General features: G+C 45.8%; 11 protein-coding genes and 1 pseudogene. 1 reads left to right on the forward strand and 11 read right to left on the reverse strand.

Going from position 1 to position 14,328, the window contains the following annotated elements; translation table 11 throughout:
• Window positions 1–3: 3 nt before the first annotated feature.
• The 9 genes and pseudogenes from UNITIG_RS19095 to UNITIG_RS25775 form a co-directional block, all read right to left on the reverse strand.
• Window positions 4–1,524 carry a glycosyltransferase gene (locus tag UNITIG_RS19095; protein ID WP_101759939.1) on the reverse strand — a complete coding sequence of 507 codons (1,521 nt, stop codon included), beginning with the start codon at window positions 1,522–1,524 and terminating at the stop codon, window positions 4–6.
• Window positions 1,525–1,565: 41 nt separating this feature from the next.
• On the reverse strand, window positions 1,566–2,915 hold the full coding sequence (locus UNITIG_RS19100) for a tetratricopeptide repeat-containing glycosyltransferase family protein (protein ID WP_101759940.1): 1,350 nt from the start codon (window positions 2,913–2,915) through the stop codon (window positions 1,566–1,568).
• 261 nt (window positions 2,916–3,176) lie between these two features.
• Window positions 3,177–4,505, reverse strand: coding sequence for a flagellar hook-associated protein FlgL (flgL, locus tag UNITIG_RS19105; protein WP_101759941.1), 1,329 nt, complete (start codon window positions 4,503–4,505; stop codon window positions 3,177–3,179).
• 22 nt (window positions 4,506–4,527) lie between these two features.
• Entirely contained in the window at window positions 4,528–6,597 is a 2,070-nt protein-coding gene (gene flgK / locus UNITIG_RS19110) for a flagellar hook-associated protein FlgK (protein ID WP_101759942.1), read from the reverse strand.
• A 45-nt stretch (window positions 6,598–6,642) separates the two neighbouring features.
• Window positions 6,643–7,665 carry a flagellar assembly peptidoglycan hydrolase FlgJ gene (flgJ, locus tag UNITIG_RS19115; RefSeq protein ID WP_200821383.1) on the reverse strand — a complete coding sequence of 341 codons (1,023 nt, stop codon included), beginning with the start codon at window positions 7,663–7,665 and terminating at the stop codon, window positions 6,643–6,645.
• Window positions 7,666–7,679: 14 nt separating this feature from the next.
• Complete coding sequence (locus UNITIG_RS19120) at window positions 7,680–8,765, reverse strand: flagellar basal body P-ring protein FlgI (protein ID WP_235015553.1); 1,086 nt, start codon at window positions 8,763–8,765, stop codon at window positions 7,680–7,682.
• 112 nt (window positions 8,766–8,877) lie between these two features.
• Window positions 8,878–9,567, reverse strand: coding sequence for a flagellar basal body L-ring protein FlgH (flgH, locus tag UNITIG_RS19125; protein WP_101759945.1), 690 nt, complete (start codon window positions 9,565–9,567; stop codon window positions 8,878–8,880).
• Window positions 9,568–9,587: 20 nt separating this feature from the next.
• The gene (flgG, locus tag UNITIG_RS19130) at window positions 9,588–10,373 is read right to left on the reverse strand and encodes a flagellar basal-body rod protein FlgG (protein ID WP_101759946.1); all 786 of its coding nucleotides are present in this window, start codon (window positions 10,371–10,373) and stop codon (window positions 9,588–9,590) included.
• 39 nt (window positions 10,374–10,412) lie between these two features.
• Window positions 10,413–11,155, reverse strand: a pseudogene (locus UNITIG_RS25775) (flagellar basal body rod protein FlgF).
• Window positions 11,156–11,409: 254 nt separating this feature from the next.
• Here UNITIG_RS25775 and UNITIG_RS19140 point away from each other — a divergent pair.
• Window positions 11,410–12,264 carry an acetoacetate decarboxylase family protein gene (locus UNITIG_RS19140; protein WP_101759947.1) on the forward strand — a complete coding sequence of 285 codons (855 nt, stop codon included), beginning with the start codon at window positions 11,410–11,412 and terminating at the stop codon, window positions 12,262–12,264.
• A gap of 183 nt (window positions 12,265–12,447) precedes the next feature.
• On the opposite strand, the gene UNITIG_RS19145 is transcribed toward UNITIG_RS19140, so the two are convergent.
• Both UNITIG_RS19145 and UNITIG_RS19150 read right to left on the reverse strand, forming a co-directional pair.
• A complete protein-coding gene (locus UNITIG_RS19145) occupies window positions 12,448–13,236 on the reverse strand; it encodes an SDR family oxidoreductase (protein WP_101759948.1) in 789 nt (262 codons plus the stop codon).
• Window positions 13,237–13,338: 102 nt separating this feature from the next.
• Window positions 13,339–14,202: an alpha/beta fold hydrolase gene (locus UNITIG_RS19150; RefSeq protein ID WP_101759949.1), complete on the reverse strand. Its 864-nt coding sequence runs from the start codon at window positions 14,200–14,202 to the stop codon at window positions 13,339–13,341.
• Between the last annotated feature and the right edge of the window lie 126 nt (window positions 14,203–14,328).

Consider the following 14,328-nt stretch of genomic DNA (forward strand, 5'->3'; position numbering starts at 1 on the left):
ACCCTAAAGACTTCTTAACAAAAACCATTTTGCACCCTCACTAGAAACTGCCCCCAAGGCCGGACTAATTTCACCACTAAGCAAATCAACCTCCATAGTCACATAAGAGCAGCCTTCAGGAAAAATGGCTTCTAATAACAAGCCGGTGGCCAAACCTGAGCGCGGCTCAACTTCAATGAAAATATCTGGAGTAAACTGGGCAATCAGCGGCCGCAATGACCTCAAGATAGATGCTGCAGGCATTCCTTTCGATAACAAAATTAAGTCCGGCGGAGCGGTATCCCCATCATCCACAATAGATATAATATCTACAGAATCAATACCACGATCAATAGAGTCTCTATCTCTAGCAGCATTAATTACAATCGGCATATTTTCCGATTGTTCTTTAACACTCCACTCAACCGGTGCCGACGTAGAAGCTGGCAAAGCCTTAAAACACTTGATATATTCGCCCAGATTATTTAGCTTAATATTTTTCTTACATCGTTCATAAGCCCAATTATTGGGCTCAAAAGAGACAACTGAAGCATTAGATATAGCGGCCATAACTATGTCAAAGACACCTGTATAAGAACCTATATTATAAACAACCCTAGACTGACTTAGCTCTTTAATGCTCGTTAAAACTTGCATCAACGTGCTACTTTTTCGCCAAAAATTATTTAACAACAAAACATCATCATTATTGCAATGAAATGATATCGACTTACCTTCAAGCTCAAGGCTTATATCATCATTAATCGGATAAGTTTTTGAAAGCTCTATGCATTGATCAATAGAAATATCAGCCATATCTTTTACTAACGTGGCTATTGATATTGAGCAGCCAGCGATTATTTCATTGCTTTTCTTCAACCGTCCTTGGTTATTGATCCGCTGTTTTTCTTTAGCTAATAATGCTTCAACCTGAACCCGCCACTGATGCCCATCTGCTGATCTTGGTCCTGTCGAATGACTCCCCCTTCGATTGGCAAAAAATATTTTATTTTGCTTAATGCATTTATTTTTTCGCCAAACATCCAAATAGTATTTAAAGTCCTCACCCGTATCCATATCTTTATCGAAAGGAACCGTGAGGGCAATTTCGGTTTTAATAAAATGGCCCATTTGCAAAGTTATGAAAGGGTCATGTAACACCAACTCTTCAATAGTATTTATATGAGGTAATTGCGGTAACCGAATATTGGCTTTTGTAGCATCAGGGCTTAACTCGGAAATCAGCCCCCATATCCCGTCATGACTGGCCAAGTACGGAGAAACATCTTTAAATGCGTTTGGAAGCATTAAATCGTCAGCATCCAAAAAAAATATCCAATCACAACCTAACTTCGAGGCCTTTTTAACCCCATTGTTTCGCGCGGTTGAACGGCCCAATTTAGCCTGTGTATCGTCGATGCTGACTAATTCTATAGAGGAAAATTCGCCCCGCGAATTTTTGAAAGCCTCTTCTACAGATTTTTTCATTTCCCTATAGAGGTCACTGTGACCTGGACCGATGGGAGTAATAACAGCACACTTCATTTATTAATCATCCTAAGGTCTAAAGCAGCTAGTTTCGCTGCCTATACATCGGTGATATCGGATAATGCCAGATTAACTTTCTGCATACACCCATCCCATGAGTCCAACTCAGAATTTCTAAACAAGCGCATACTCTGATACCACGGACTATCATCTCGCTCTAAAAACCATCGCCATTCAGCTGCCCTAGGTATCAGATTCCATATAGGAATACCAATTGCACCAGCTAGATGCGCATTAGTATTATCCGATGTGATATAAAGATCCAGCGCCGCCAAAAACGCCACAACGGTATCTATATCCGAGCGCAAATCAATTGCAGGGGTATATACACCTTGCGCATCCAGCGCTGCTATTTCTTCAGGGGTGGCATCGTACTGAAAGTTAATGAATTGACATTCTGGACGAGAAAATAATGGAGACCAAAGTGGTAGATCAATAAACCTAGCATGATCACGGGTGGCTGATATACCACCGCGCCAACCAAAACCAATAAGTTTTTTATTTGGGAAGCGCTCTTTTAATTCTTTAGTATATTGCTCAACCAAGGTTTTATTTGGTTTTAAAAAAGCTTTTCCACTACCGAAGTCGTCGAAGCTTCTTAAGTAAAACGCCGGCAATGAGCCCATAGGCGAATGATAATCATACTGGCCCGTAGAATTAGCTATTTCTTCAATACCCGCCTTATCGAATGAGAAAAAGTTTTCGATTTCAAAACTGCGCTTAAAAATATCTGCTAAACGCCTCTCCGCCATAACCGTCACTCTTGCGCCGGCGTCTACCAATCGAGGAATTAAACTACAGTACATCACCTGATCACCCAGGCCCTGATCAACCCATAGAAAAATGTGCTTACCAGCTATTGGCTCATTATGCCACTGAGGAAAAGGCAAATTAAAACGCGCAATATTTTTCATTGACTCATGAAAACGCCATTCATGATGCTGCCAACCCTCATCAAACATACCGACTTTCAACATAACATGCGCCAAGTTGATATGCGCCCCTAAATGATCAGGATTTATTTCTATAGCTTTAGCTAAATTGGTAACACCATCCACAAGATTCTCAATAGCAATATAACTCAAACCCAAATGAAAATATGGCTCGTCACGAGCGGGCTGAAGCTGTATTGCCAATGTGGAGGAGGCAATAGAATCATGATAACGATTTGTTTTAAAATAACTTTCACCCAAGCCTAGTAGAGCATGAAAGTGTCTATCACCTGATGTGTCTTTTTCTAACAGAGATTCAAATATAGGAATTGAATCCTCAAAACGTTCCATTCTGTTTAACACCACACCTTTTACTGACTGTACGACCAAATTGTCCGGATTATATTTTTCCCCGATTTCAATTAGCTCCATAGCCTTGGTATGGGCATCGCGCAATGGACCGCTATCCAGCCAGAGCGTAATCTGAAGCCCTAACTCAGGCTTAATTTTACATGCTTTTTCAAAATACTCTTTAACCGGAGACCAGTAATCTGCATCTGCTGAAAACTTGGCAACATCAAGATAAACTTCTGCTTGTTGCGGCCGTGTATCAATCTTTTTTTATTTTTTTTGCTTCAATAAAGTCCTTCTCTTGGAGGGACGATTTAAGCTTGCTGAGTAACTTTGTGATCATAAAATATTTTACCAGTCCGAATATTAGCGGAGGAAATTAAACAACGACAAAGTACTTATTTTAGCAAAACTCTGTTGCGCTGCCTCGAGCGTGAATGTTTCAAGGGTTAGTCTGCTCAAGGCTTCAGCATAATCCAGATCGCGTATTTCTGACAGTACTTCCTGATTTACCTGCTCCACACCTTCATGCAAGGTGCGCACGCTGTCCAAAGTGTTTTGCCGAGCACCGATTTGCGCCTTGATTTCAGACATTCTCGCTTCAGCATGATCCAGATTAATCAGAGTATCACTAAATAATCGATCCAATATCAACTCATCAGCTACTGAATCGGTTAAGTTTTTCATCCCTTCAGATAGCTTACCCACTGTTGTCAGAACACTTTGTTTTTCGGTTGAGCCCACGTAAAACCGATCACCAGTAGCAGGCGAGCCATTAATCGTAATCGACCAACCTAAGTTAGTAATATCAGGGCTGGCAGGCGCACCATCAATCGCGTTAGCGTCAATAACCATGGGACTGCCGGTATCCAATATTGTCGCTAATGGCGTATCTAAAGTACCGTTATCCAGTTGATCGGCACGAGTATATATTGTGTAGAACGGCGCAGGTGGCAACCCTGCAGCATCATCATCGTAAATGACGATAAAATCATCCGGGTAGGCGTTGCGCTCGTAATTATTCAAATCATCCGCAGGATCGATCGTGACATCAATGCTGCTGGTACTGATAAAAGCGTTACCCGTGTTTCTCGCTTCAACAGTCGGCACGATGAGTTTCTGAGCGGATTCAATATCCACAAATATAGATTTACCGCTGTCACTGATCGGAATAGTGGTGGAACTGGCAATCTGAACCTTACGTTGACCATCATCGCCGTTATAGATAAATTCACCAGCATCAGTTCGCTCAAAGGGCTTAACCGAGCCTTGAAACCCCGCAAAAATATATTCACCATTCACGTCCCGGGTATTGGCCAAATCCACTAATTCCTCTAAGCGGGTATCCAGTTCTGCAGCGATACCCTGACGGTCACTTTGAGTCAAAGCTAAACCACCACCCTGTATCGCCAACTCCCGAACTCTGACTAATAAATTTGAAACTTGCTGAATCTGATTCTCCGCCAGTGCCAAACGGTTTTCAACTGCATCGGCATTAGTGATGTACTGATTCAGTTGCGACAACTCCTGGTTGATTTGAATAATCCGCGCAGATGCCACCGGGTCATCTGCAGGCGTAACAATGCGGCGACCACTGGAAACTTGCTGCTGGGTTTCAAAGGTTTGCTTTTGCGCCCGCAAAATCCCATTCAAGCTACTATTAAAACCTTGCAGGAAAGAAAATCTTACCGCCATGCTGATAACCCTCTGCCGACCATCATCTCAATATACCTAACAGTGTATCGAAGATTTGCCGGGCAATGCTGATAATCTGTGCCGATGCATTATAGGACTGCTCAAACTTAATTAAATTCGCTGCTTCTTCATCCAAATTAACCCCGGACATCGAATCCCGACTTGCTTGCGATTGTAATAATAATGATTGTGCGGCATCACGCGCTACATCCGCTTGCGCAGACCGGGTACCCACCTCCTCAATCAAACTGCCATAGGAATTTTCAAAATTAGTTGAACCACCGTCAAGGATGTCAGCCTTACGAACCGCCCCCAAGGCTACTGCATTGCGGTTATCCGAGGAACCATTGGCATTAAATTCTATTGTAAATTCATCACCAGCCTGTGGAATACCACTAATGGCGGCCTGAAAACCGAGATACCGATTAGGAATAGTGGTATCGGTTAAACTATTGGAAAATAAATTATTATTTTGCCCCGGGATAATAGTACCGGAAAATAAAACTTCTGGTGCTGACGGGTCCGACGCTTCATACATAGTGTAATCAGTCGCCGAAGTAAATCGAATTAACAACGGCGAAGCTAATATACCTGGAGCCGAATACAATGGGTTAGCCGGCGCAAAATCTGTACCTGCATCATCAACAATTTCCAACATAACACCTGGCGTAATCAACCCACTACCGACATTACCGGAAGCCGCATCGGTTACGATAGGCGCCGCGTAGGCCAATTCCTGCACACGGGTCATTTCAACCGCCATATCCAAACCACCACTACGTGTTGGCCTGATATAAAAGCGATCATTATTGGCTAAAGCCGATTGGGTGCTGCCATCAATTGTAATAGTCACGCCATCAACGGTGAAGCTTTGCGTATCTGTAGGTAAGGCTAAAGCCACACCATTAACCACAGTCACAGCATTATCACTTTTTCTGGTTATCTGGTAATCAAGCACGCCGTCAGCGTTATTATCAATCACATTTAATTGATAATCGCTAGTGGTTAACTGGGTAATATCAGCGATAGTCGCAATGACAGATTGATTGGAAGGATCGGAATTATTAGAGTCTGTAAGTACACGCTGCCCAGGGATTTCACCCGCATTAATATCGCGAAAAATATCACCGCCGATGTTGCCATCCAGATCCACCCCCAAACTGTTCTGCTGATTCAGGCTATCAGCCAAACCTATGGATAAACGCCCTAACGAATTCACTACATCGCTGATTACATCATCGCGAAACTCTAACAAACCACCTAATTTTCCGCCGCTGATAAAACTAGTAATAACCTGCGTCACGCCATTCTGATCAACAAAGGTAATATCATTATTGCCTAACTCATTAGGCGCAACTTCAACCCCCAGCATCGAGGCGTCGCCACCAATGACCAAGGGCTGGCCATTGCCGATAAAGACATCCAATGAATTGCCATTTTGCACGGTGGTTACCGAGACCAGTTCAGCAAGTTGCCGCAGTAATTCATCGCGTTGATCCAATAATTGATTAGGCTGACCACCGCCCGAGCGACCTATTTCATCCGCAATTTTAACGTTTAATGCGGCGATACCACCAGACAAGGTGGAAACCTGTGTCGTCAATGAACTCATCTGAGCATTGACTAAATCAGACTGCTGTAACAATCGGCTTGTTAGGGTATTTATTCGCTGCGCTAAACCATCTGCTTCAGCCAATACGACCTGTCGCGATGGTTCCGACGTAGGATCCTGTGCACTGGCTTCAATAGCCGCAAAAAAATTACTGATAGCAGGCCCCAAACCACTAAATTCATCTGCTAGCAATGAATCCACCTGATCAATATTGGTGTTAAAAATATCCAGACTATTGAAACTGGCAGTATCTAATCGTACCTGCGTAACCAGAAATTGATCGACTACGCGAGTGATATCAGAAACGATACTCCCCGACCCGATAAAACCCGGACCACGCAACTGCTCGGGTAAGGTTTCCACCTCAACTCGCTGGCGGCTATAACTGGGCAAATCAGCATTGGCGATGTTGTTACCCGTCACCTGTAATGCTGTCTGACTATTACTTAGACCACTAAGGCCAATACCCAACAAACCCATATCAAATACCTAAAACGCCTTACGCGTGTATGCTAAAAAACTGGTTTATTCGCCAACCATTGCTAATTGCGCAGGCTTATTTACATTACCTGCGGCAGTAAAATCTGTGCTGTTAATAATGCGAATGATTTTTTCACTGTAATTCGGGTCTGTCGCGTAACCCGCCGCTTCTAATGACTGGATATACTGCTCAGAATTTTCCGCCTGCAACGCCTGCTGATAGCGCGGGCTTTGACTAATAAATTCTGCATAGTCATTGAAACTCTGCTCGGGTGATGAGTAAGCGCGAAATGCTGCGATCTCTTTTACCGCCACACCATTCTTAATTTCCAGTGTAGGCACAGTAACAGTACTACCCTGCCAACGTTGATCCGCTTTAATATTGAAAAAATTAAAACTGGTTTTCTCGCCCAACCCAGTAACCTTTTTACCCCAACCGGTTTCCAGTGCCGCTTGCGCCAATAAAAACTCAGGTTCTACGCCTAATTTTTTCGCCGCTTTTTCGGCCATCGGATACAGGTATTCAATGAATTTTTCGCTGCTGCCATCGAACAGCATTGGCTTGCTGGCATTCTTAGCCAGCTGTTGATTTGTTTCTTGCGCTTCAGCTTTGGCGGTAGTTAAACCCACCACATCGGCTTTAGCAGTATGGCGATTAGCCAAATACTGATTTAACCCGGCACTCTTTAACGATTTATCACTCTCACCGAATCGTCCTTTTAACTGTCGTACCATTACCTCAGCAATACCCAAACCTCGTCCCTGCGATAAAGACAGTGCCATTTGATCGTCAAACATTTCCTGATACATATCGCCTTCGTGGCTGGACAAATAATTACCTTCCGCAAATACTTCATTAGCCGAACGCATACTTTTCATCATCATCCGCGTCATCATTGACTCGAACTGTTTGGCAACTTGCTCTAATGCCTGATTTTTATTTTCTCTCCCCAAATCACGAATCGCATTCAGGCTGGATAAATCAGTATAGGAATCGCTAGCCTGTGCGCCATAGTTGGCGGCTGCACTAGTAGCGTAAGTCGATACCTGGCTGGATGAATTCATCATTCGGTTGCTATCCGTTAAATAACTATCAGTTCGGCTTGTAAAGCACCGGCTTGTTTCAGCGCTTCCAGAATGGCCATCAAATCACCTGGTGCCGCGCCCACTTCATTCACTGCACGTACCAATTCATCCAGCGTGGTGGTTTCCTCCAAGGCAAACATACGGCTGTTTTCTTCGGTGACACTGACATCCGACTGCGGTACCACAACCGTACGACCGCCAGCCAATGCATTGGGCTGACTAACCTGACTGCTATTCGTAATCGTCACGGTCAAACTACCGTGGGTAACCGCGCCGGAACGCACCCGTACATGCTCACCCACAACAATGGTGCCGGTTCGCGAGTTAATCACTACTCGCGCTGGCGCTTTACCGGGATCCACATGCACATTTTCCAATAGTGATACAAATGCTACGCGTTGGTTGGCATCGCGCGGGGCAGTTACATGGATAGATGTGGCATCCGATGCTCTTGCTACATCGGGACCTAATAACTCATTAATACTTTCGGCAACACGACGGGCGGTAGTGAAGTCGGAACGATTTAGATTCAACGTTAAATGCGAACCCGCAGAGAAACTATTCGCAATCGCCCGCTCTACAATGGCACCATTGGGAATACGCCCGGCACTGGGGATATTTACTGTGACGCTTGAACCGTCTGCACCATCGGCACCAAAACCACCGACAATCAATTCACCCTGGGCAATGGCATAAACTTGCCCGTCAGCGCCCTTAAGTGGCGACATTAACAAGCTGCCACCGCGCAAGCTTTTTGAGTTGCCGATTGAAGACACCTGCACATCAATATTTTGACCGGGCTTGGAAAAAGCAGGTAATACCGCATGAATAGTAACCGCAGCGACATTTTTCAATTGAAACGACTGCCCTTCTGGTAGCGCTATACCTAATTGTTGCAACATTGAACGAAACGCTTGCGTAGTAAAAGGCGTTTGTGTTGTCTGATCACCCGTGCCATCCAGACCCACCACTAAACCGTAACCAATTAAGGGGTTATCACGCACTCCTGCAATAGACGCCAAATCCTTCAAGCGATCGGCCTGAGCAGAATACATAGTGGTCCAAAACGCCATTAATACCATCAAGGCTTTGGCAATTAGATGATTCTTTTTTCGAAGACTTGTTAACAACATAATATTTCTCTTTACTTCGTAGGCTTCAATGACGTTGCTTAAAACACGCAATCAAGCTGAATTAAAACGGCCAGTATTCACTATTAAAGAATCGCGATGCCCAACCCTGCTTATTGGAATCAGCCAACTCACCGGTACCGCTATAGGTTATTCTGGCATCCGCTAAACGGGTAGACAAAATCGTATTGTCAGGCTGAATATCTTCCGGTCTCACCAGCCCAGAGATGCGAATAAACTCTTCACCACGATTCAAGGTCATCCATTTCTCACCGCGCACCATCATCAAACCGTTAGGCAATATCTCGGCAACCGTCACAGCGATACTACCGTTCAAGCTATTACTCTGGTCGCTTGCAGCTTCGCCGGTAAGCTCACGATCCTGTTCCACCGCTGTCGCCAGGTTGTAATTACCCATACTGGGTGTCACTCCCATTATCGTGCCAGCATCTATAGAGATCGAATTTTCCTTGGTGATTTCGGTATCCGCTGTTTTGCTAGACTGAGTGCGCTCACTTAAAATTACCGAAATCACATCGCCAACTCTGGTAGCTCGACGATCTTCAAACAACGACACAGAAAAACCAGGACGATAGATACCGCCAAGATTAGGCGACGGGATTTCCGTTGACGCAGGAATGACTGGTGCATAACGTGGATCATCGGGTACTGGCTGGGGACCAATGGTGCAACCCTGTAATAACATCAAGACTGCTGCCACTTTCACGAAACCGTTTTGCTTGCCTATATTCATAGTCAGTAACCTAATTCGGTTTATAAATTCTGCGAAATGTATTGCAGCATTTGATCGGCGGTAGAAATGACTTTTGAATTCATTTCATAGGTACGCTGAGTAGTGATCATGCTAACCAACTCTTCCACTACGTCGACATTGGAATTTTCCAGCGAGCCCTGCTCAATACTCCCTAAACCTTGATTACCTGGCTGGCCTTGCTGTGGCGTACCACTGGCAGCAGTTTCGGTGTACATGTTGGAACCAATCGCCTGCAAACCGGTGGGATTAACAAAATTAGTTACCGTTAATTGCCCTAAGTTTTGCGCTGCCGGGCTATTGGCTACGGTCGCCTCAACAATACCGTCAGAACTGATAGAGATGCTTTGTGCGTCTTCAGGGACAGTAATTGCTGGTTGCAACACCATACCTCTTGCAGTTACCACCTGACCGTCTGCATTAATCTGGAATTGTCCATTACGGGTATAAGCCGAACTGCCATCGGGTAACAGGATTTCAAAAAAGCCGCGACCAACGATGGCTAAATCCAACGGCTTTTCAGTAATCTCAACGCTACCGGGAGAAAATTCTTTCTGGGTACCGATTACCCGCACACCCGTACCTACCTGCAAACCAGAAGGCAGCTGGGTATTCTGTGACGATTGCGCACCTGGTTGACGACGGATTTGATACAGCAGATCTTCAAACACCACACTGTCGCGCTTGTAACCTACCGTCGCCGCATTGGCCAGATTGTTAGAAATCGTAGCCAAGCGCGTATCCTGAGCGCTTAAACCGGTCTTACTGATCCATAATGATTGATTCATAAATACCTCTGACTTGTTTCAAGTCTGTTCTAACGATAATTAGTTGCTGCGCAAAATTTGTGTAGCGGCGCTGGAATTGTCCTCAATGACTTTCATCAATTTCACATTGACTTCAAATTGACGCGCCAGGGCCATGATCGTGGTGAGCTCATCAACCGGATTGGTGTTGCTGTTTTCCAAAAAACCGGACTGTAAACGAATACTGGCATCCGGCACTTGTTCTTCGCCGTCTTTGCGACGTACCAAACCATCCACACCCTTCACCAGGTCCTGATAATCAGGTTTCACCAACTTAATCCGGTCCACTGTAGACAGCACATCCGCCGGCTGGCCTGAAGGCTGAATAGTGATCGTGCCATCAGCTCCCAGCGTCACTTTGTCTGAAGGAGGCAACGCAATCGGGCCACCATTACCCAATACCGGCAAGTTGTTGCCGGTCAGCAACTGGCCACTGGGTCCAGTTTTAAATCCCCGGCACGAGTAAATGCCTCGCTACCATCTGGGGCCAATACTGCTATCCAACCATCGCCTTCGACGGCCAAGTCCAAATCCCGGCCCGTCTGGTTTAACGAGCCACGGTTGTAATCGGTACCAGGTGTTTCGGTCATGCTATAAGCACGGGTACTGTAACCATCACCGTAATAGACGCCCATTGCCCTAGCCTGGGCAAAATCAGCCTGAAAACCGGTGGTATTGGCATTAGCAAGGTTATTAGCGTGAATCGCCTGATTGGCCATAATCTGCTGGCCCGCGGTCATCGCTACATAAATCGCTTTATCCATTCTGTTCTCCACTCATTCGAGCTTGTTGCTAGTAACCATCCGGCAAGCATGGGAAAAGCCTTGCCGCTTTTAGCACTATATCGGCCTATTTGAACCCAAAAAGCGCTGTTACAAGGTAATCAGCAAGAAGGATGCCAACGTGAAGAAAGTGGGCTAGCAGGGAGCTGACAAATTACCATTCGTTTAACTAATGACACAGACCGCGTTGCTTGCGCTATAAAGCAAATCCTTTAATTGCTACTCAGGCTAACTCTATGAAAGTAACTGGTGCTGTATTTGATGAACCCGCTATTGCCAGTGAGGTGGACGGCGTTGCGCGCGAGCGCTTTACTGCAGACGTCTGTAAAAAGATAGATGACCATAACTACCTGATTGATGGACAAGCGGTTGATTTTCCGGTGGTGGTCGCTGAGGCCTCCATGCTAATGAATGCTTTTTTAGTCGATGCCAAAGTCGCTCAGTCAATGATCGCTGATAGCGGCTTTCAAGTGGTGGAATTGTTCCCGGGCAAGGCCATCCTGCAATTGCTCTTTGTCGATTACCGCAAGAATGATCTGGGGGACTATAACGAAGGCGCGATTATTTTTCCGGTGCTGACTCCCGGCCAGAAAAAGCCTTTTCCCTTCTTCGGCACACTCAAACAAATGGGAGCAGGAACCTTGGGTAACTTTGTCTACCGGATGCCCGTCGATCAGGAATATACCACCCATGCGGGCCGTTATATTTGGGGCTTTCCCAAATGGGTATCACGTGTGGATATTGAGTTTGAAGCGAAACGCGCAACAGGCCGCTTTATCGATGAAGGCGAGCTGGTCTATGCACTCGCAGCTAAAGCCGGTGGCACTGGTGCCTCCAAAGAGATGCGGGCACCATCGCTGGCGATTCGCGAAGGTAAAGCCTGGAAAACCTACGGCAGCAACTCCGGCAGCGGGGTTACTTTTTCTCTCGGTGGCGAGATGCCGGAAATTGGAGAAACGCACCCTTTGGCAAAAGAACTGCGCGCACTGGGATTACCCAAAAAGCCATTATTTAGTATTTCCATCGCCCAGACGGCAATGCGTTTTGAAGGGCCAGAGTCGGCAGCGATCGGCCAACCCTTTAGCAAATAATAATCAGACGTTTATCTATGCAGCTGCATTTAAATGGCTGCCTCTAAAGAAGAGTGACGATAGACAGTCTTCTCAGTGCTGAAACGTTAACGGTGCTTTCCGACTCTTTATGTACCTTATAGAAGCGCGCATAAAGAGTCAGCTAAGCTGCTTCAGCGCCAGACAGGGATACTGCACCAGCAATTAATGGGGCATATGTTCGCCACCATTCACATCCAACTGCGCACCGGTAATCGCACAGGCATAATCCGATGCCAAAAAGATAACCGCTTTAGCGCAGTCAGCGTCATCGGGAATTTTGCCTAGCGGAATATTTTTCTCCACATCGGCAATCATCGCCTGCTTATCGGCGCCAGTATGTTTAGCCATCATATCGAAATAGCCTTCTACCGGAGGGCCCCACATCCAGCCCATATAAGTGGAGTTAACGCGGATATTATACTGACCCAATTCCGTAGCTAAATGTGCTGTGGCACTACTTAAGGCGGCCTTGGAGGCACCATAGCCGCCTTGTGTCGCCAAAGGCTGTCGCGTCACCATGGTATTCACCATAACAATGGCACCCCCACCCTGTTCTTTCATTTGCGGGATGGCTTCCAATGTTAAATTCATGGTGCCAAATAAATTGACATCCAATGCCGCTCGCCAACCATCCAGATTGGCTCTTTCAATGGGCTCAAAACTACCCGGGTTATAGGCGCTATTAATTAACGCATCGACGCGACCATATTTGGCAACTGCCTGCGACACCAGATTTTTACACTGCTCGCGATCACTAATATCAGTGGGAACCTTTATCAGTTCAGTATTCAAACCCAATGCGGCAACCGCCTTTTCAGCATCGTCCAACTTTGACGCGGTGCGTGCCGCCACCACTAATTTGGCGCCTTGAGCGGCAGCTTGTACCGCCAACTCAATACCCAGCCCCGGTCCAATACCGGACACAATAACCACTTTATCTTGTAGCAACATAACTGAACCTCTTATTAATGTATTACGCTGTTTTTTCTTATACGCCCAAATTACTCAACCTGCCCAGGGTTAACCACACCTAAAAAGGCTAGGCTTGATAATCTACTGGGGTTCCGACAATAAAAAAGCACTTACCACCCTTTCAAATGACTGCTTGCATTCAATCATTGCCCAGTGGCCACAATCAGGAAATATATGTAGCTCACAATTAGGGATTATTCTCATCGGCAACAACGCAATATCCATCGGGCTGACGCGATCATCCCGGCCCCACACGATGAGGGTCGGCGCCTGGATAGCGGCCAAATAAGCATAGGACTCTATACCCGCAGGCGATCGCCGAAAAGAGGCAATTTCGCCTATCGCTTCACGGGAGTATATTTTACGGGTGGTCGCCAACGTCATCGGATCCGTCGCTTGCTGATAACGCTGATCAATTAGCGCATCTGTAACCAATGCCTGATCATAGACCATTGAACGCAGCCACTGCTCTATCCGCTCGCGGGTAGGATCTTCTGCAAAGGCCGTTAATAAATTTAAACCTTCACCTGGAAACGCTGAAAAAATATTCAAGCCAACACCACCGATACTCACTAAACGATGCACTTTTTCCGGAAAGCGTGCCGCAATATGCGAAGCGACAATGCCTCCCAATGAATTTCCGATGATATGGGCACGCTCAATCGATAATTTTTCCAGCACTGCCATCACCTGCTTGATACAAGCTTCAATCGGCGGTCCTTCCAGTGGGTCACTTTCTCCATAGCCGGGAAAATCAACTATCAAACAGCGAAAATGACGAGCAAAGAAATCCAGATTGCCCTGATAATTTGCCCAACCAGTGACACCTGGGCCGGAGCCGTGTAACAACAGTAGCACTGGGCCAGCCCCTGCATCGTAGTAGCGCACACGGCCGTGCTCCAGGTTCAAATATTGACTGCTAGTTTCACTACTCACATTACGCATAAGAAATTCCTTATAGAAAAACGCGGTTAACATTTTGTGCATGGGCTTTAATCTACTTCAACAGTGATTAAAGCTCAGGCAAATAAGACATCCGCCTCATTAGTCCGCTAATCTTACAAGTAAAAA

Source organism: Oceanicoccus sp. KOV_DT_Chl, assembly GCF_900120175.1.
GTDB lineage: Bacteria > Pseudomonadota > Gammaproteobacteria > Pseudomonadales > Dasaniaceae > Oceanicoccus.

What these genes read in the sequence shown, in the direction of transcription:
- flgL (WP_101759941.1), bottom strand. Translation starts at nt 4,505, where the DNA reads ATGGCGGTAAGATTTTCTTTCCTGCAAGGTTTTAATAGTAGCTTGAAT.
- UNITIG_RS19150 (WP_101759949.1), bottom strand. Translation starts at nt 14,202, where the DNA reads ATGCGTAATGTGAGTAGTGAAACTAGCAGTCAATATTTGAACCTGGAG.
- UNITIG_RS19140 (WP_101759947.1), top strand. Translation starts at nt 11,410, where the DNA reads ATGAAAGTAACTGGTGCTGTATTTGATGAACCCGCTATTGCCAGTGAG.
- UNITIG_RS19120 (WP_235015553.1), bottom strand. Translation starts at nt 8,765, where the DNA reads ATGGTATTAATGGCGTTTTGGACCACTATGTATTCTGCTCAGGCCGAT.
- flgG (WP_101759946.1), bottom strand. Translation starts at nt 10,373, where the DNA reads ATGAATCAATCATTATGGATCAGTAAGACCGGTTTAAGCGCTCAGGAT.
- flgK (WP_101759942.1), bottom strand. Translation starts at nt 6,597, where the DNA reads ATGGGTTTGTTGGGTATTGGCCTTAGTGGTCTAAGTAATAGTCAGACA.
- flgH (WP_101759945.1), bottom strand. Translation starts at nt 9,567, where the DNA reads ATGAATATAGGCAAGCAAAACGGTTTCGTGAAAGTGGCAGCAGTCTTG.
- UNITIG_RS19095 (WP_101759939.1), bottom strand. Translation starts at nt 1,524, where the DNA reads ATGAAGTGTGCTGTTATTACTCCCATCGGTCCAGGTCACAGTGACCTC.
- flgJ (WP_200821383.1), bottom strand. Translation starts at nt 7,665, where the DNA reads ATGATGAATTCATCCAGCCAGGTATCGACTTACGCTACTAGTGCAGCC.
- UNITIG_RS19145 (WP_101759948.1), bottom strand. Translation starts at nt 13,236, where the DNA reads ATGTTGCTACAAGATAAAGTGGTTATTGTGTCCGGTATTGGACCGGGG.